Origin of the sequence: Chitiniphilus shinanonensis DSM 23277 (assembly GCF_000374805.1) — a bacterium.
GTDB classification, from domain to species: domain Bacteria; phylum Pseudomonadota; class Gammaproteobacteria; order Burkholderiales; family Chitinibacteraceae; genus Chitiniphilus; species Chitiniphilus shinanonensis.
This window is the reverse complement of the sequence record NZ_KB895335.1, coordinates 174,462-191,414: the sequence shown is the minus strand read 5'-3', so window position 1 is coordinate 191,414 and position 16,953 is coordinate 174,462. Positions and strand designations below refer to the sequence as shown.

Here is a 16,953-nt window from a genome sequence, read left to right as displayed (position 1 = left end):
ACTGCAACTGCAACTGCAACTGCAACTGCAACTGCAACTGCAACTGCAACTGCAACTGCAAAGGCGTTTAACCGCCTAGCGCCTGCGGCGCGGTGATTGACGCCCTCTGCCGCCGTGCGGGCGGGTTCATTTCTTTTGCGCGGCCAAAAGAAACGAACCAAAGAAAAGGCCGCCCCGCATACGCGTCCCGGCGTTGCCGGGATTCCCTCGCGCCGGACAATCGGGTCGGCGGCTGCGAAACTCGCGCGCAAGCGCGCTCAGACAGTCCTCGCCTCCATCCCGTCAAGCCGGGACACCGCGTCGCTAGGCGGCAAGCCGCCAAGCTTTGGCGTTGCCCCGCCCCGCTTGTCCTCTGCTCGGCGCTGCTGAGGGGCCCCGGGCAGACCATCCACTCCCCCGGCCCCTCGCCTTGAAGGCGAGAGGTGACGTGTGCCAGTGCCTGCGGGTGAATCAGCATCCTTTGCTGACCCAAAAGTACAAGCCGGCGTTTGTTTTTTCCCACTTCCCGCCGCACCCAACGGGGGTTCCTCCCGTTACGTGGCGCCGAGGAGTGGAGCGAGACCCTAGGCTCGCGACCGACGTAGGGCACCCCGGAGGGGCGCAGACGCGGGGCTCCTTTTCTTTGGTTCGTTTCTTTTGGAGAAGCAAAAGAAATGAACCGGCCCGCCCGGTCGCGAAGGGCATCAATCAACCGCGCCGCAGGCGCTAGGCGGTTAAAAGCCTTTGCAGTTGCCGTTGCAGTCGCAGCAGTTGCAACCCCAACCACCCACCCCTCCTACAACCACCCCTTCCGCTTGAAGAACCAATAAGGCGCAATCCCCGAAATCACCATCAGCGCAATGGCGAACGGATAACCGATCTGCCATTGCAGCTCCGGCATCACATCGAAGTTCATGCCGTAGATACTGGCGATCATGGTCGGCGGCAGGAACACCACCGACGCGATGGAGAAGATCTTGATGATCTTGTTCTGCGCCAGATTGATCAGACCCATCATCGCGTCCATCAGGAAGTTGATCTTCTCGAACAGGAAGCCGGTGTGGTTGTTCAGCGATTCCAGGTCGCGCAGGATCTCGCGCAGGTCGCTCTCCTGCTCGCGGTTCAGCACCCGGCTGCGCAACAGGAACGACAGCGCGCGGCGGGTATCCATCAGGTCCAGCCGCACCTTGCCGTTCACGTCCTCCTGCTGCGCGATCAAGGCCAGCGTCTCGCCCATCTTCTCGTCGCTGATCTCGTCCGAGCGCTTGAGCACGCCCTGGCTCACGCGCTCCAGCGAGGTGTAGATGCCTTCGAGCACGTCGGCGTCGTATTCCACCGAGATCGCGTAGATCGACAGCAGGATGTCCTCGGCGGTGCTGACGAAACCGTTCTGCACCCGCGCCCGCAGGCGGAACAGCCGGAACACCGCCAGTTCTTCCTGGCGCATGGTCAGCAGGCGGCCGCGGTTGAGGTGGAACGCCACGGTCACGTTGTCGGCGCCGTCGCTGTCCTGGTGCAGGAAGTACGAGTTGAGGTGGACGCCGGCGTGGTCGATGTAGCTGCGCGCGGATTCCTCGATGTCCTCGAGGTCTTCGTCCTCGGGCAGTTCCACCCGGAACACGGCCTGCACGAAGTCGCGCTCGGCGTCGGTGGGATCGACCAGATCCACCCAGACCACTTCGGGTTGCGCGAGGTCGGCGGCCGTTTCCACCTGGATCTGGCGCAGACGGCCATCGGCGAGGACGAAAGCGGAGAGCATGGGGCACCTCGGGCGTCTGGGTTGGGTGGGCGGGCGCGATTATAAGGGAACTCTGGTCCCTTGCCGTGTAAGCGCCTGTCGCGGGACGTTTTTCGCGGTATCCGGTGTGGATTGCGCGGGGCGCATGGTACGCCGATGGCGCGGCGGCGGCGCAACCTGAACGCCTTTTAAGACACGGTTCAGGATGGGTGGCGGTGCAAACCACTGGGTGGCGCCCACAACAAGACACGGTCATCGCCATGCGCTAGGCTGCCAACGCCCACGGGCGCCGTGCCGGCGTCCGTTGTCGAAAGGACATCGCATGACCGTCGTCAGCCGCAAGACCCAGGAGAGTTTCCAGGACACGCTGGTCCAGGTGCAACGCCTGCTGGCGCGCCACAAGCTGGTGGAGGGCATGGTCCACCGCCAGGACATGCCACGCCACGAACTGGTGGAAAAGCTGGTGCACAAGCAGCACCTGGCCGAGTTGTCGGTGAAGCTGGAGCGGCTGCACGCCGCCGACATCGCCAAGATCCTGGAGGCGCTGCCGCAGCCCGAGCGGCTGACGGTGTGGGAGCTGGTGCGCGCCGAGCGCGACGGCGACATCCTGCTCGAAGTGTCCGACGCGGTGCGCGAATCGCTGCTGGAGCACATGGACAGCCACGAGATCGTCGCCGCCGCCGGCCGGCTGGACGCCGACGAGCTGGCCGACCTGGCGCCGGACCTGCCCGAGCACGTGCTGTCCGAGGTGATGAGCGGGCTGGACGAGGACGAGCGCGCTCAGGTGCAGAGCGCGCTGTCGTACCGCGAGCACGAAGTGGGCGCGCTGATGGATTTCGACATGGTCACCATCCGCGACGACGTGACCCTGGCGGCGGTGCTGCGCTATCTGCGGCGCTTCCAGAACCTGCCCAAGAACACCGACAAACTGTTCGTGGTCGATCGGCAACGGGCGCTCAAGGGCGTGCTGTCGCTCAAGCGGCTGATCCTCAGCACGCCGGAAGCGCGGGTGGGCGAGGTGATGGCGCGCGACGTGGTCACCTTCAGCGCCGACGATCACGTGGACGATGCGGCCAACGCCTTCGAGCGCTACGACCTGGTATCGGCGCCGGTGCTCGACAGCAACCACCGGGTGATCGGCCGCCTCACCGTGGACGACATGGTCGACGTGATCCGCGACGAATCGGACGCGCTGACGCTGGCCGGGCTGCGCAAGGGCGAGGATCTGTTCTCCAGCATCTGGAAATCGGCCAAGAACCGCGGCCCGTGGCTGGCGCTGAACATCTGCACCGCCTTTCTCGCCAGCCGGGTGATCGGCGCCTTCGAGGCCACCATCGCCCACCTGGTGGCGCTGGCCACGCTGATGCCCATCGTCTCGGGCATCGGCGGCAATACCGGCACCCAGACCATGACGCTGATCATCCGTGGCATCGCGCTGGGCCAGATCACCGGCGCCAATGCCAAGCGGCTGATTCTCAAAGAGCTGGGCATCGCGCTGCTCAACGGCCTGCTGTGGGGCGCCGTGCTCGGCCTGATCGCCTGGCTGCTGTACAGCCAGCAATCGCTGGGGCTGGTGATGATGGGGGCGATGGTACTCAACCTCCAGGTGGCCGCGCTGGTGGGCATCCTGGTGCCGCTGACCATGCAGAAGCTGGGGCGCGATCCGGCCTATGGCTCGTCGGTGCTGCTGACTGCCTCGACCGACAGCATGGGCTTCTTCATCTTCCTGGGGCTGGCGACGGTTTTCCTCACCTGAGTGCCTTGCGTTCTTGCCGTTTCCGGCATCGACGCCACGGTCTGCAAGCCCCCGGCCAAGCCGGGTGCATACCTTGATCGGTACGCCAGCAACGGCACTTGCTGATCGACTCCACTCCCCCCGCCCTCGCCGCAAGGGCCTTGAGGACTTGCGGGTATCGGCGGGCGTCAATCGATAACATGCTCCCGGCCAAGCCGGGCGCTTCGCGTCGGTGGGACGCGCACATCGGCCCCCTTTGATCGATTCCACTCCCCCCGCCCTCGCCGCAAGGGCCTTGAGGACTTGCGGGTATCGGCGGGCGTCAATCGATAACATGCTCCCGGCCAAGCCGGGCGCTTCGCGTCGGTGGGACGCGCGCATCGGCCCCCTTTGATCGATTCCACTCCCCCCGCCCTCGCCGCCGCGAGGGAGCCGGCGCGAGCGCTGTAGCGCTGGCCGCAGCCATTTCCAGTTCCGCGCGCCAGCCGGTGCTGTTGCGTTCGCAACCAACTGCTGCGCCGCGCTGCTTCGAACCGTGCAATGGCTGCGGGTACAGCACCAATATTCCTGCAAACGCTTAGGTCTTTATCTGGCACGACGGTTGCTTATAAAGCGGCTTGCCCGCCACGGCGGGCCTGTGGCGCGATCGCTCGCGCTGTCCCGCACTCCGCGCCCGCGCGCGGCACCAGACCAGGAGTTCCCAGATGAGCCAGACCGAATCCATCGCGCTGCCCGCCGGCGTCACCATCCATCCCGTCGCCGGGCGCATCGGCGCCGAGATCCGTGGCGTGAAGCTGTCGCACGATCTGCCCGCCGAGGTGCGCGACGCCATCCGCCAGGCGTGGCTGAAGTACAAGGTGATCTTCTTCCGCGGCCAGACCCACCTGGACGACGCCAGCCAGGAGCAACTGGTCACCCTGTTCGGCGAGAAGGCCGTGCAGCACCCCACCGCCCACACCAAGCAGGGCACCAGCTACATCCTGGAACTCGATTCGCAGCTGGGCGGGCGCGCCAACAGCTGGCACACCGACGTGACCTTCGTCGATGCCTATCCGCTGGCGTCGATCCTGCGCGGCGTCACCATTCCCGAGGCCGGCGGCGACACGGTGTGGGCCAACACCCATGCCGCCTACCAGGATCTGTCGCCCGAGCTGCGCGAGCTGGCCGACAAGCTGTGGGCGGTGCACAGCAACGAATACGACTACGCCGCGCGCAAACCGAACGCCTCGGCCGAGGCGCTCAAGCGCTACCACGAGGTGTTCACCTCCACCGTCTACGAGACCGAGCACCCGGTGGTGCACGTGCACCCGGAAACCGGCGAGCGCCACCTGCTGCTGGGCCACTTCGTCAAGCGCATCCTCGGCGTGGGCACCCGCGACAGTCAGCACCTGTTCGACCTGCTGCAAAGCCACGTCACCCGCCTGGAGAACACCGTGCGCTGGCGCTGGCAGCCGGGCGACGTGGCGATCTGGGACAACCGCGCCACCCAGCACTACGCGGTGGACGATTACGGCGACGCGCACCGCGTGGTGCGCCGGGTGACGGTGGACGGCACCGTGCCGGTGGCGGTGGACGGCCGCCGCAGCATCACCCGCAGCAAGGTCGCGCGCCAGGAGCAGGGCGCCGCCAACGAAGCCGCGCCGGCCACCGAGAGCGCCGCGGCCTGAGCGTCGCTTCGCGGTCCGGTCGCAGTCGTGGCCGGCCCGTGAACGGTTCGTGAGCCTCAACCGCCCCGACCGGCTCGCCCGGCGCCGACCAACCCGGCGCCGCCGCGCCCGACGGGCGTTTTTCTCCTCGTTGCACTGTCATGCCGGTGACCGATCCCCGTGGGGGCGGGGTGGTCGCCGGCTTTTTTTTTATTTGCTCGAATTGTCTCGTTGACGCCAAAGGCAAGCCCGGAAAATTTACGATTTATGCCGATTGATTGAGGTCAATAAGGTATTGCACTTAGAAGCCAAAGCTGATCGCACGGGGGAACCGTCTTAAGGAGTCGAGGGATGAAAACGAGCAAATTGGTTTTGGCATTCATGCTGTCGCTGGGGCTGCATGGCACCGCCCAGGCGGCGGAGAGCAAGGCCGCGTCCAAGCCGCGCGTCGCCTACACCGAACTGAAGGTGCCGGCGCCCTCGCTGCGCGGCAACCTGCTGGGCATCGCGGACCAGCAGGGCATCACCGTCTACCTGCCGCCGGGCTACGCCAAGGACACCGCCAAGCGCTACCCGGTGGTGTACTTCCTGCCGGGCTATGGCGACAGCCAGCTGGGTTATGGCATGGCGTTGGCCGACGCCATGGAGGCGTTGCTGGCCGAAGGCAAGACCCAGGAGATGATCGCGGTCAGTCTCGAAGGCAACTACCGCTACGGCGGCTCGTTCTATGTCAATTCGCCGGTCAGCGGCAACTGGCAGGACTTCGTGACCAAGGATGTGGTCGGCTATGTCGACAAGCACTACCGCACCATTCCCCGCGCCTATGCGCGCGGCCTGGGCGGGCACTCGATGGGCGGCTTCGGCGTGTTGCACCTCGGGCTGAACACCAGCGGCGTCTTCGGCGCGCTGTATTCGATGAGCCCCGGCGTCTACAAGCCGGGCGACCTCGACCGCACGCCGCTGTCGTTCTCCACCACCCGCTACGCCGAGGACTTCTACGGCAAGCTCAAGCCCGCCGATTACCTGGAGCGTATCAGCGGCATCTCGTGGCCGGGCAACTTCAGCTACGTCTATGCCTTCGCCTTCGCCTACCGCAACGACGGCAAGCCGCCGTTCTTCCACACCCCCGCCGAGAACAAGGACGGCGAGGTGCGGCGCGACGCCATCTGGCAACGCTACGACGCCGGCTATGGTGGCTGGGAGGCCAAGCTGGATCAGCACGGCGCCAACCTGAAGGCGCTCAAGGGCTTCGTCATCGACTACGGCAATCACGATGAATTCGCCTGGATCGTCGACGGCAGCAAGTACCTGTCGGCCGAACTGAAGCAGCGCGGCATCCGCCACCAGTTGGTGGAGTACGACGGCGATCACCAATCCAAGGTGTACGGCCGACTGAAGAGCGACGTGCTGCCGTTCTTCTCCAGAACGCTCGCCGCCGAGTAACCCACCCATCCCCCGATCAGGCCGGCGGCGGAGTCCGCCGGCTTTTTTCGTGCCGCCGCGCCGTCACTTGCCCAGCTGCGCCGGCAGCCCGGCCGCCAGCGCGTCGATCGCCACGCGGGTGCGTGGCGGCAGGTAGGGCGTGGCCGGCCAGATGGCGTGGATGTCGTGGCCGACCACCCGCTCGGCATCCATCACCAGCACCAGCTCGCCGCGCTGCACGTAGGGCGTGACCAGCCAGCACGGCAGCCAGGCCAGCCCGGCGCCGGCCACCGCGGCGTCGACGATGGCCTGCAGATCGTCCAGCCGCAGCCGGATGTTGCGCTCCACCTCGCGCACCAGGCCGTCGCCGTCGCGAACCCGCCACACGCTGTCGCGCCCGCCGTGGCTGTAGACGATGCCGGCGTGCCCGGCCATCTGCGCCACGCTGGCCGGCGTGCCGCGCTCGGCCAGGTAGGCCGGCGCCGCGCAGATCGCCATGTGCTGGCTGCCCAGCCGCCGCGCCGCCAGGTTGGGGGTATCGGCCAGCGGCCCGATGCGGATCGCCAGATCGAAGCCTTCGGCCACCAGGTCCACCGGCCGGTCGTTGAACGACAGATCGATGCCCAGCCGTGGCCACGCGTGCAGCAGCGGCGTGAGCAACGGCGCCACGCACTGGCGGCCGAACAGCACCGGCGCGCTGACCCGCAGCCGGCCCGACGGCTCGCGCTGGCCGGCGTCCAGCATCGCCGCGCCGGCATCCAGCTCCGCCAGCGCGCGCACGCAGCGCTCGTAGTAGGCGTGGCCGGCGTCGGTCAGGCTTTGCCGGCGCGTGGTGCGCTGGAACAGCCGCACGCCCAGCCGCTGCTCCAGGCGGGCGATGGTCTTGCCCACCGCCGAGCGGGACAGGTGCATGCGCTCGGCCGCCAGCGCGAAGCTGCCGGCCTCCACCGCGTGGACAAAGGTGACCACGCCATTCAGGCGATCGCTCATCGATGGGTGCTCATTGATTGGTGCTTGCGGGGCTACAGATTGACGAAAACATGCCGGCACTGGCGATGTGCCGGAGCCAGTATCGTAACGGTTCCCACTGCGGCGCGACATCCGGGCGCCGGCCGGCGCGCCGCGCGTCGGGCCGGGCGCAGGGCGTCGCCCGCCGCGTCCATACCGGATCGATATCCGTCCGTTCTCGCAAAGGAGTTCCCGCATGCAGGTCTATCGCCTTCAACCCGGCAGCGACATCGCCGGACTTCAACTTCGCGACGAAGCCGCGCCGTCGCTCGCGCCACACCAAGTGCGGGTGCGGGTGCGCGCAGTGTCGCTCAACTTCCGCGACCTGATGGTGGCGCGCGGCACCTATCTGGCATCGGGCGGACAGGCGCTGATTCCCGGCTCCGACGCCGCCGGCGAGGTGGTCGAGATCGGCGCCGCGGTCACCCGCTGGCGCGTCGGCGACCGCGTCGCCAGCACCTTCTTCCCGTACTGGCAGGACGGCGCACCGACGGCGGCCAGAACCCGCGCCGCGCCCGGCGCCGGGGCCGACGGCGTGCTGGCGGAACAGATCGTCTGGGGCGAGGACCAACTGGTCGGCGTGCCCGCGCATCTGGACTGGCACGAGGCCGCCACGCTGACCTGCGCCGGCGTCACCGCGTGGAACGCGCTGTTCGTCGAGGGCCGTCTCAAGCCCGGCGCCAGCGTGCTGCTGCTGGGCACCGGCGGGGTGTCGATCTGGGGGCTGCAACTGGCGCACGCCGCCGGGCTGCGCGCCATCGTCACCTCGTCCAGCGACGCCAAGCTGGAACGCGCGCGGCAACTGGGCGCCAGCGCCACCATCAACTACCGCGCCACGCCGGAATGGCAGGAGGAAGTGCTGCGCCTGACCGACGGCGCCGGGGTGGACGCCGTGCTGGAAGTGGGCGGGCAGGGCACGCTGAAGCGCTCGGTGGCGTCCACCGGCATGGGCGGCACCGTCGCCATCATCGGCGGCGTCAGCGGCTTCGGCGGCGAGCTGGAACCCTTCGCCCTGATCGGCGGCGCGCGGCGCCTGTCGGGCATCTTCGTCGGCTCGCACGCCATGCACCACGATCTGAACCGGCTGGTGACCCAGGCCGCCATCCGCCCGGTGATCGACCGCGTGTTCGCCTTCGACCAGGCCCGCGACGCGTACGAACACCTGGCGTCGGGCGCGCACTTCGGCAAGGTGGTGATTGGGGTGTGAGGAGTGAGGAGTGAGGTGTGAGGTGTGAGGAGTGAGGAGTGAGGGGTAACGTCAAAAGCAACGGCGCCCGGTTTTGACGTTGCCTTTGCACCTCACCCCTCACACCTCACTCCTCACCCGCGAAGCGCCACCTCACGCCTCACTCGCGAAGCGCCTCCTCACACAGAAAAATCCTCGTTCTCCAGGCCCTCGTAGTAGTTTCCGCGCTCGGCGGTGAACTGGACGACGACGTAGTCGGGATCGAGCGGCCCTTGCGGGTAGTAGATCGTCATGAAGTCCTGCCACAGCGAGCGCCGCAGGTCGTCGTCCCACGACAACTCGGCTGTGCCCGACAGCATCACGCCGCGACATACCAGCGGCTGGGCGTCGGGCGCGTACTCGTAGGCGTAGAGACAGGCGCGGTGGTCGTGCTGGAGCGCCTGCGCCCGGCGGGTGGACGTGTTGCTACAGAACCAGAACCGGCGCAGCCCGTCGCCGCGCATCTTGACCATCGCCTTGATCTGCGGCGCGCCGCCGCCATCGACGGTGCCCATCATCATCACGATGGAAGGCTTTTCCACCAGCACCAGCGCCCGTTGTTTCGCTTCGCTGCTTTCCATGACCGATCTCCTTGTTCCAGTACCCGACCAAGCGATGCCCACCCCGCCCGGCGGCGCGATACATCGACTTGTCCTGCCTGGAACCATAGTGCGCCCCTGCCGTGGCGGGGGAAGGAGGGCACCACTTAAGACGTTGAAACCCCAAATCTTTTTAAACCCTACATCTTGAAACACAGAGGGCACAGAGAACACGGAGTTCCACGGAGAAAACCAGAGAAAGAGCGAGAAGGTGGCAGGTCGAGCGGCAGCGGATTCACTCCACCAACGGCGCCTGCTCTTCATGCTGTGCTTTCCTTTCGGTTTTCTCTGTGAATCTCTGTGTTCTCTGTGCCCTCTGTGTTTCAAGATGTGGGGTTTCGCTTTCAGGTTTTCAGGTCTTCACAACCCCCGTTCCCGCTGGAACCACCCCAGCAGGGTGGTCCAGGCGTCGCCGGCCAGGCTGTGGCGCTGGCGTTGCAGCAGCACCACGCCAGGCAGTTCGCTGGTCAGCGGGCGGGCGTCGCATTGCGACAGCCGCACCCGGTAGGTGGTCTCGACGGGGACCAGGTCGTGGCGGGCGGTGCGCAGCACCGGCACCCGGCCGCCGTGCACGCTGGCCAGGGCGGGCTGCTGGTTGAGCGCGGCGATGTTCACTTCGTCGGCCTGGGCGCGGCGGCAGCGCAGCGCGCCGAACTCCGGCTGGTCGGCGACGAACACGCCGCCCTGCACGGCGGCCAGCGCCGCGTGGTCCTTCTCGCCGACGAAGGCTTCGGCCTTCAGCTCGCCGCCGTCGCCCAGCACCTGGTACAGCTTCTCGCCGCGCGCCAGCCAGGCGCCCTCGACCACGAACGGATTGGCCTCGACCACCCGCCCGGCGAACGGCGCGCGCACCTGTAGCCGCTGGATCTGCGCCTGCAACCCCGCCACCTCCTCGCGCGCGGCGGCCCAGCGTCGGCGCAGCACGTCGCCTTCCTCCTGCAACTTGCTGGCGAACGGCTGCTGCTCGACTTCCCAGCGCATCTGCTGCTCGTGCGCCTGGGCGGCGCGCAGGCGGAAATCCAGCTCGGGCGCATCGAGCTGCGCCAGCAGTTCGCCGGCCTGCACCCGCTGGCCTTCGCGCGCGGCGGCGCCGCGCACCCGGGCCGCCTCCACCGCGTACAGCGCCTGGCTCTGCGCCGCGCCCAGCATGGCCGGCGCGCGCACTTCGCCGCGCCACGGCACCAGCAGCACGATCAGCAGCGCCAGCAGCAGCAACGCGCTGCGCCGGGTGGCGCGGTTCCAGCCGATGGCGTGGCGCTGGCGCCACCACGTGGTCAGCTCGCGCAGCACCGGCATCACGATGAACCAGCCGAGTTCGATCGCCATCAGCAGCAGGCCCAGCGCCTTGAAGAACAGGTGGTAGACGGTGAGCGCGATGCCGAAGAACAGCACCAGCCGGTACAACCAGGTGGCGAAGGCGAAGGCGATCAGGAAGCGGCGGCGGCCGGGGGCGAATGGTTCCGGCGGCGGCTCGCCCAGGCCGAACAGCGCCTCGCGCAGCCACCAGCGCCCCTGGGCGAAGGCGCGGTCGTGCAGGTTGGGCAGGTTCAGCCAGTCGGACAACAGGAAGTAGCCGTCGAAGCGCATGAACGGGCTGGCGTTGATCGCCAGCGTCAGCAGCCAGGTGCTGGTGGCCAGCAGGAACACTCCGCCGCGCAGCGGGCCGTCGGGCAGGAAGTTCCACGCCAGCGTGGCGGCGGCGGCCAGCGCCAGCTCGGCCGCCATGCCGGCGGCGCCGATCTTCAGGCGCTGGTCGCGCCGCATCAGCTTCCACGCTTCGTTGGTATCGGTGTACAGCACCGGCCACATCACCAGGAAGGCCACGCCCATGGTCGGCACGCGGCAGCCGTAGCGGTAGGCGGTGAGCGCGTGGCCGAACTCGTGCAGCACCTTGGCGCAACTGAGCGCGATGCCCACGCCCAGCAGCCCTTGCAGTCCGGCGTAGGCGGAGAAGGTGTGGGTGAATTCGTCCCAGCGCCGCGACACCAGGTACAGCCCCAGCAGCGCCACGCCGGCCATGCTCCACCAGAACGCCGGGGTGTACGCCCAGCGGGTGTATGGCGCCAGGCGACGCAGCAGCGGCATCGGCCGCAGCAGCGGCAGGCGGAAGAACAGGTAGTGCTTGAGCAGCCACATGGCCTTGGACATGCGCTGCGCCGCGGCGGCCTGGCCGAGCCGCGCGCTGTCGTCGGCGCGCCAGGCGACCAGCAGGTGGTGGCGGGTCAGCAGCAGGTACAGCGCGTCGAAGTCGTCGGCGCCGACTTGCAGGGTGGTTTCGCGCGCGACGGCGTCGAGAATGGCGTCGCGCTCGCCCAGCCGCCAGCGCGACAGCAGTTCGAACGCCGGCCAGGTCAATTGGTAGAAGCGGTTGGCGGCCGGGTCGTGCAGCGTCCAGGTGGGCGCGCCGGCGTGATCGGCCGGGCCGGGGTGGAGGGTGAGTTCCTGGCGGAGGGGGGGGAGCATCAGGCTTGCTCCTGGGAGGCGGGGTTTTTAGCTGCTGTTGCAGCTGCGACTTTAACTTCAACAGCAACTGCAACGTCTGAAACGCCTGGCGCCTGCGGCGCGGGTTGTTTGATGCCCTCAACGGCCGGGCGGGCCTGTACAACCACCCCATTAAACGCCGAGCGCCTGCGGCGCGGGTTGTTTGATGCCCTTCGCGACCGGGCGGGCCGGTTCATTTCTTTTGCTTCTCCAAAAGAAACGAACCAAAGAAAAGGAGCCCCGCGTCTGCGCCCCTCCGGGGTTCCCTCAGTCGGTCGGGAGCCTAGGGTCTCCCTCCGCTCCCTCGGCGCCACGTAACGGGAGGAACCCCCGTTGGGTGCGGCGGGGAGTTTGGAAAAAACAAACACTGGTTTGCGCTTTTGGGTCAGCAAAAGGCGCGCGCTCGCCTGGTGGCCGTTGCACGCGTCACCCCTTCCCTTCAAGGGGAGGGGCCGGGGAAGAGGATGGTCTACCCGGGGCCCCTCAGCAGCGCCGAGCAGAGGACAAGCGGGGCGGGGTTTCGGCGAGGACTGTCTGAGCGCGCTTGCGCGCGAGTTTCGCAGCCGCCGCCCCGATTGTCCGGCGCGAGGGAACCCGAAGGGCGCGTATGCGGGGCGGCCTTTTCTTTGGTTCGTTTCTTTTGGCCGTGCAAAAGAAATGAACCGGCCCGCCCGGCCGTTGAGGGCGTCAAGTAACCGCGCCGCAGGCGCTAGGCGGTTCAAAGCCGTTGCTGTGGCCGTTGCCGTTGCCGTTGTAGTGGCAGCAGCGGCAGTTGCAACCGCTCTTGCAACCCCAACCACCCTCACCACCCCAACCATTGCCGCGCCAAGGTAAACGGCCGCCGCAGGGCGTAATAGACGAACGGCACCCAGCCGCCGGGCAGGCGGGCGGTGCCGCGCAGGCCGAGGCGGGGGTGTTCGCCGTCCTGGAATTGCGCGCGCACGCGGTAGGCCAGCACGCCTTCGTCGGTCTCGGCGGCGGCGTAGGCCACGCTGACGATGCGCGCGGCGTAGGATTCGGTCGGGCTGGCGTTGGGGTAGAGGGTGATGGTGTCGCCCACCTTCAGGTGGATCTGCTCGGCCACGGGCATCTGCGCCAGCAGTTCCACCTTGGCGGGGTCGGCCAGCAGCATCACCTTCTCGCCGATGGTCACGGCCTTGCCCTGCCAGTCGTTCACGTCGCCGAACACGGCCACGCCGGCGCGCTCGGCCTTTACCTGCACCCGGTCCAGCTGTTCGGCGGTGTATTCCAGTTCCAGCGCGCGCTGGTCCAGCTCGCCGCGGCTTTGCGCCATCTTCAGCCGGCCGTCGTCCTCGGTGACGGCCAGTTGCGCCGACTGGCGGTATTCCTCCAGCGCGGTGTCGTAGGCGCGTTGCGCCACGGCGCGGCGGCTTTGCAAGGTGGTGGTGTCCAGGCTGAACAACGGCGCGCCGGCGGCGACGGGCTGGCTGGGGGCGACGAAGATGCGCTCGATCACGCCGTCCAGCGGCGCGCGTACCAGGAACGGCTCGCGCGGGGCGACCTCGGCCGGCGCCAGTACGGTCAGCCGCACGGGGATCAGGCACACCACGGCCAGCCCGATCAGCAGGCGCTTTTGCAGCTTGCCGGGGCGCAGGGCGCGCTTCAGCTTTTGCAGCGGCGACGCGCCGGGACGGAACGCGGCCAGCGCGTGGCCGTAGGCGTGGGCCAGCTCCAGCAGCACCGCTCGCTCGTGCTCGCTGAACGGGGTGTCGCGGGCGAACAGCAGGCCGCCTTCGGGCTGACCGGCGCGGTCGGTCAGCGGCAGCCACAGCGCCTGCGCCGGCAGCCAGTCGGCCCAGTCCTCGCCCAGGTCGCCGGGGGCGCTGGCGGCCTCCAGCGGCGCGGGCGCGCTGTGCTGCTTTTGCAAGGCGCGGCACAGCGGGGCCAGCCATTGCAGGTAGGGCGCGTTGGGATCGGTCTGCGGCAGGCCCGACACCGCCGCCACGTGGCCCAGCCCGGCGCTGGACCAGTACACGGCCTGGCGATACGGCACCAGCGACAGCGTCTCGTTGACCATGACGAAGCCCAGCGCCTCGGCACTGGCCGCCTCGCGCGCACGGCGCGCCAGTTGCACCAGGGTCAGCAGCGCGCCGACGGCGGGCGCGGGCGGTTGCGGCGGTTGCAGGTTCATGGGAAGGCGAATTGCGGTTGTTCAGCAAGCGTTACAGGAAACCACCCCGAGCGCAGCGAGGCTCCCTCGCGGCGGCGAGGGCGGGGGGAGGAGGAGTGGAACAAGAGTGAGCCCATGTTGGCATGTCCGATACATCGAGCGCCCGGCTTTGCCGGGGGCCCGATGTGGTGCCATGGGCAGCGAGTGTTCATCGTTTCACTGGGCGAACGCCCCCGCCCAACCGCTCATGCCCGGCAACAGATCCGGATGGTTGCCGGTGATGCGCCCGGTGATGGAAATCGTCTGGCTCACCGGGTCGATGCGTGCGCCGATGCGCAGCACCTGCGCCGGATACGACTGGTTCAGCTCGTCCACCTGCACGGTGAACGGGGTGCCCACCTTGATCCGCGCCAGCCACTTGGACGGCACGATCATCTGCAATTCCAGCGCGCCGGTGTCGACGATCTCCAGCAGCGGCTTGCCGGAGGTGACGAACTCGTACGACGACGCCACCCGCTTGGCGACGCGGCCGTTGAACGGCGCGGGAATGGTGCATTTGCCCACCGTGGTGCGCATGTAGGCGGTCTCGGCGGCGGCCTCCTTGACCTTGGCTTCGGCCTGTTCCACCTCCAGCTTGCCCACCGAGTTCAGCTCGGCCAGGCGGCGGTTGGTGTCCAGCAGCTTGCGCGCGGCCTCGTGGGTGGCTTCGGCCTTGCGCAGCTGCGCCTGGAACAGCGAGCAGTCGAAGGTCACCAGCGCCTGCCCGGCGCGGAAGCTGTCGCCTTCCTTCCACGGCAGGCGGGCGATCTTGGCGTTGATCTCGCTGGAGATCACCACCGATTCGCGTGCCACCAACTGGGTGCGGATGCGGCCGTCCTTGTCGGCGCCGGCGAAGTTGCCGGGTGCGGCGGGCGCGACGGTCGGTTTGGCGGCCGGCTTGGCGGGGACGGCGGTGGGGGCGGCCTGCACGGAGGCTGCCAGGATGGCTGCCAGAAGCGCGCCCACCGGGCGCGCGTACAACATGTCGATCATCGATTGATGCCTGCTAAGCGCTTGAAAAAGCTGATCCAACCAACATTACCGAAGTCTCCCCCGAGCACAGCGAGGCTCCCTCGCGGCGGAGAGGGCGGGGGGAGTGGAATGAAGTAAGAGGGAGCCGTTGCCGGCATTCCGCAGCCGGCGCGCGCCCGGCTTTGCCGGGGGCTTGAAACTGATCGGTTGATCACTGAGGCTTCGCTTGAACCACCGGCTCCCGCTCACGCTGGGCAATCGCGCTGCGCAGTGTGGCCAGATCGTGCGCGCGCACTTCCTCGGGCAGCGGGTCGACGCCCAGCGTGGCCAGCATCTGGCCGTAGGCGTTCTGCATCGCGCCGAAGCTCTGGTACAGCCGCAGCTCGGACATCACCGCGCTGGCCTGGGCGCGGATCTCGGACAGCTTGCCCTGGGCGTCGGCGCGCGCGGCGTTGCGGGTGTGGGTGAGGATGCGCTGGTCGACGTCGTTCATCTCGTCGGACAACTCGAACTGGCGCTTGCGGCCCTGGTAGTCGCGGTAGGCGACGTGCACCTGAGTCAGCACGGCCATGTTCAGCGCCAGGTGCTGCTGCCGCGCCACTTCGTATTGCGCCTGGGCGGTGCCGCGGATGTTCTTGTAGTTGAGCAGGTTCATCAGGTTCCAGCTCACGCGCAGGCCCAGGTCGCGCCAGCTCTGGTTCACCAGGTAGCTGTCGCTGTCGTAGTTGCTGCCGAATTCGATGTTCAGGCCCGGCAACAGCTTGGCCATCGCCTTCTTGGTCTCCAGCAGGCCGATGCGCTCGTTGTAGCCGGCCTCGACCAGCTCGGGCCGATGCAGCAGCGCGGTTTCTTCCATCTGCTCGGGCTGCACCGGCAGCACCGGGGTGGCGAAGTCCGACGGCACCGACAGTTGCAACGGCGTGCCCGGCGCCACGTTCATGATCGACGCCAGGCGCGGCTTGGCCTGCGCCAGTTCGTCGCGCACCGATTCCAGCTGGCGCAGGATGTCCAGCAGCTGGCGCTGGTAGTTGAGGGTGTCCAGCGGCGGCTGGAGCTTTTCCTTCTCGATCTTGCGCGAATCGTCCAGCGCCTGCTGCGCCAGCTTGAGGATGGGCTCGACCTTGTTGTCGAGCTGCTGCGCGCCCAGCGCCTGCCAATAGGCCTGGCGCACCTGCTGCATCATCAGGTGCACCACCTTGCGGCGGCGCTCGCCCATCACCAGCACGCGGTCGGCCTGCTGTTGCGCGGTGTAGTAGCTGACGCCGAAGTCCAGCACGTTCCACGACAGGGTGAGGTCGGCGGTGTCGTGGATGCGGTCGGACGAGGTGGACGGCACCAGCGATTGTTCGCCGGTGACGTAGTCCTTGGACGACGACGCCAGTTCGTTGTTGCGCCAGAAGTAGCCGGCGTCGGCGGTCAGCTTGGGCAGCATGTCCCAGCGCGCCAGGTCGAGCTGGCGCTGCGCCAGGGCTTCTTCCATCAGCTTGAGCCGATGGTCGAGGTTGTACTTGAGGGCGCGCGCCATGGCGTCTTCCAGGGTGACTTCGCCCTGGATCGGTTCCTGGTCGGCGAACATGTCGCTGCGCTGGCGGGCGAGGTCGGCCTGGCGTTCTTCCAGCGGGATGGGGGTGGGGCTGACGGCGCAGCCGGCGAGCAGGGCGGCGGATACCAGGGCCGCGAGCGTGACGCGGCGGAAGCGGGGCTGCTGCAAGGTGATGTCCTTTCTGGTGTGGGGTGAGGGGGCGGTGACGCCCCGAGCGTGTTCTTGGTTTTTTTGTTGCTGTTTGTGGTGTTCGTGGTCGATGGCTGTCAGGTGCTGGAGGGCGGGGGTTGGGCTGATATGTTGCTGCCGGCTTCGGACCCAATATCCGGAACACCCAGCGCTTGCGGTGTGGCTTTCTTTATGTTCCTGGCGGCCGGGCGGGCTTTAACCCCAACCTCTAAACGCCGAGCGTCTGCTGCGCGGGTTGTTTGGTGC

The 16,953-nt window shown here is 67.8% G+C and carries 11 protein-coding genes; 4 read left to right on the top strand and 7 right to left on the bottom strand.

Annotation, left to right across the window (positions count from 1 at the left end):
- Positions 1-775: 775 nt before the first annotated feature.
- A complete protein-coding gene (corA, locus tag C556_RS0102850) occupies positions 776-1,738 on the bottom strand; it encodes a magnesium/cobalt transporter CorA (protein WP_018746721.1) in 963 nt (320 codons plus the stop codon).
- A gap of 301 nt (positions 1,739-2,039) precedes the next feature.
- Between corA and mgtE the strand changes: the two genes are divergently transcribed.
- The 3 genes from mgtE to C556_RS0102835 all read left to right on the top strand — a co-directional run bounded on the left by mgtE (position 2,040) and on the right by C556_RS0102835 (position 6,541).
- On the top strand, positions 2,040-3,473 hold the full coding sequence (mgtE, locus tag C556_RS0102845; protein WP_018746720.1) for a magnesium transporter: 1,434 nt from the start codon (positions 2,040-2,042) through the stop codon (positions 3,471-3,473).
- A 683-nt stretch (positions 3,474-4,156) separates the two neighbouring features.
- Positions 4,157-5,119 carry a TauD/TfdA dioxygenase family protein gene (locus C556_RS0102840; RefSeq protein WP_018746719.1) on the top strand — a complete coding sequence of 321 codons (963 nt, stop codon included), beginning with the start codon at positions 4,157-4,159 and terminating at the stop codon, positions 5,117-5,119.
- 330 nt (positions 5,120-5,449) lie between these two features.
- Positions 5,450-6,541 (top strand): alpha/beta hydrolase, encoded by a 1,092-nt coding sequence (locus C556_RS0102835; protein ID WP_018746718.1) that lies wholly within the window; start codon positions 5,450-5,452, stop codon positions 6,539-6,541.
- Between the two features lie 63 nt (positions 6,542-6,604).
- On the opposite strand, the gene C556_RS0102830 is transcribed toward C556_RS0102835, so the two are convergent.
- Positions 6,605-7,510, bottom strand: coding sequence for a LysR family transcriptional regulator (locus C556_RS0102830; protein ID WP_018746717.1), 906 nt, complete (start codon positions 7,508-7,510; stop codon positions 6,605-6,607).
- Positions 7,511-7,724: 214 nt separating this feature from the next.
- Here C556_RS0102830 and C556_RS0102825 point away from each other — a divergent pair, with 214 nt between their 5' ends.
- Entirely contained in the window at positions 7,725-8,735 is a 1,011-nt protein-coding gene (locus C556_RS0102825; protein WP_018746716.1) for a zinc-dependent alcohol dehydrogenase family protein, read from the top strand.
- 158 nt (positions 8,736-8,893) lie between these two features.
- Here the strand turns inward: C556_RS0102825 and C556_RS22720 are convergent, their stop codons facing one another.
- The 5 genes from C556_RS22720 to C556_RS0102800 form a co-directional block, all read right to left on the bottom strand.
- Positions 8,894-9,334 (bottom strand): pyridoxamine 5'-phosphate oxidase family protein, encoded by a 441-nt coding sequence (locus tag C556_RS22720; RefSeq protein WP_018746715.1) that lies wholly within the window; start codon positions 9,332-9,334, stop codon positions 8,894-8,896.
- 378 nt (positions 9,335-9,712) lie between these two features.
- Positions 9,713-11,815: a site-2 protease family protein gene (locus tag C556_RS0102815; RefSeq protein ID WP_018746714.1), complete on the bottom strand. Its 2,103-nt coding sequence runs from the start codon at positions 11,813-11,815 to the stop codon at positions 9,713-9,715.
- Positions 11,816-12,635: 820 nt separating this feature from the next.
- A complete protein-coding gene (locus tag C556_RS0102810) occupies positions 12,636-13,985 on the bottom strand; it encodes an efflux RND transporter periplasmic adaptor subunit (RefSeq protein ID WP_018746713.1) in 1,350 nt (449 codons plus the stop codon).
- A gap of 195 nt (positions 13,986-14,180) precedes the next feature.
- A complete protein-coding gene (locus C556_RS0102805; RefSeq protein ID WP_018746712.1) occupies positions 14,181-14,996 on the bottom strand; it encodes an efflux RND transporter periplasmic adaptor subunit in 816 nt (271 codons plus the stop codon).
- 190 nt (positions 14,997-15,186) lie between these two features.
- A complete protein-coding gene (locus tag C556_RS0102800) occupies positions 15,187-16,686 on the bottom strand; it encodes a TolC family protein (RefSeq protein ID WP_018746711.1) in 1,500 nt (499 codons plus the stop codon).
- Positions 16,687-16,953 lie beyond the last annotated feature (267 nt).

Excerpts from the sequence above, each read along its gene's own strand:
- corA (WP_018746721.1), bottom strand. The coding sequence starts at position 1,738 with ATGCTCTCCGCTTTCGTCCTCGCCGATGGCCGTCTGCGCCAGATCCAG.
- mgtE (WP_018746720.1), top strand. The coding sequence starts at position 2,040 with ATGACCGTCGTCAGCCGCAAGACCCAGGAGAGTTTCCAGGACACGCTG.
- C556_RS0102840 (WP_018746719.1), top strand. The coding sequence starts at position 4,157 with ATGAGCCAGACCGAATCCATCGCGCTGCCCGCCGGCGTCACCATCCAT.
- C556_RS0102835 (WP_018746718.1), top strand. The coding sequence starts at position 5,450 with ATGAAAACGAGCAAATTGGTTTTGGCATTCATGCTGTCGCTGGGGCTG.
- C556_RS0102830 (WP_018746717.1), bottom strand. The coding sequence starts at position 7,510 with ATGAGCGATCGCCTGAATGGCGTGGTCACCTTTGTCCACGCGGTGGAG.
- C556_RS0102825 (WP_018746716.1), top strand. The coding sequence starts at position 7,725 with ATGCAGGTCTATCGCCTTCAACCCGGCAGCGACATCGCCGGACTTCAA.
- C556_RS22720 (WP_018746715.1), bottom strand. The coding sequence starts at position 9,334 with ATGGAAAGCAGCGAAGCGAAACAACGGGCGCTGGTGCTGGTGGAAAAG.
- C556_RS0102815 (WP_018746714.1), bottom strand. The coding sequence starts at position 11,815 with ATGCTCCCCCCCCTCCGCCAGGAACTCACCCTCCACCCCGGCCCGGCC.
- C556_RS0102810 (WP_018746713.1), bottom strand. The coding sequence starts at position 13,985 with ATGAACCTGCAACCGCCGCAACCGCCCGCGCCCGCCGTCGGCGCGCTG.
- C556_RS0102805 (WP_018746712.1), bottom strand. The coding sequence starts at position 14,996 with ATGATCGACATGTTGTACGCGCGCCCGGTGGGCGCGCTTCTGGCAGCC.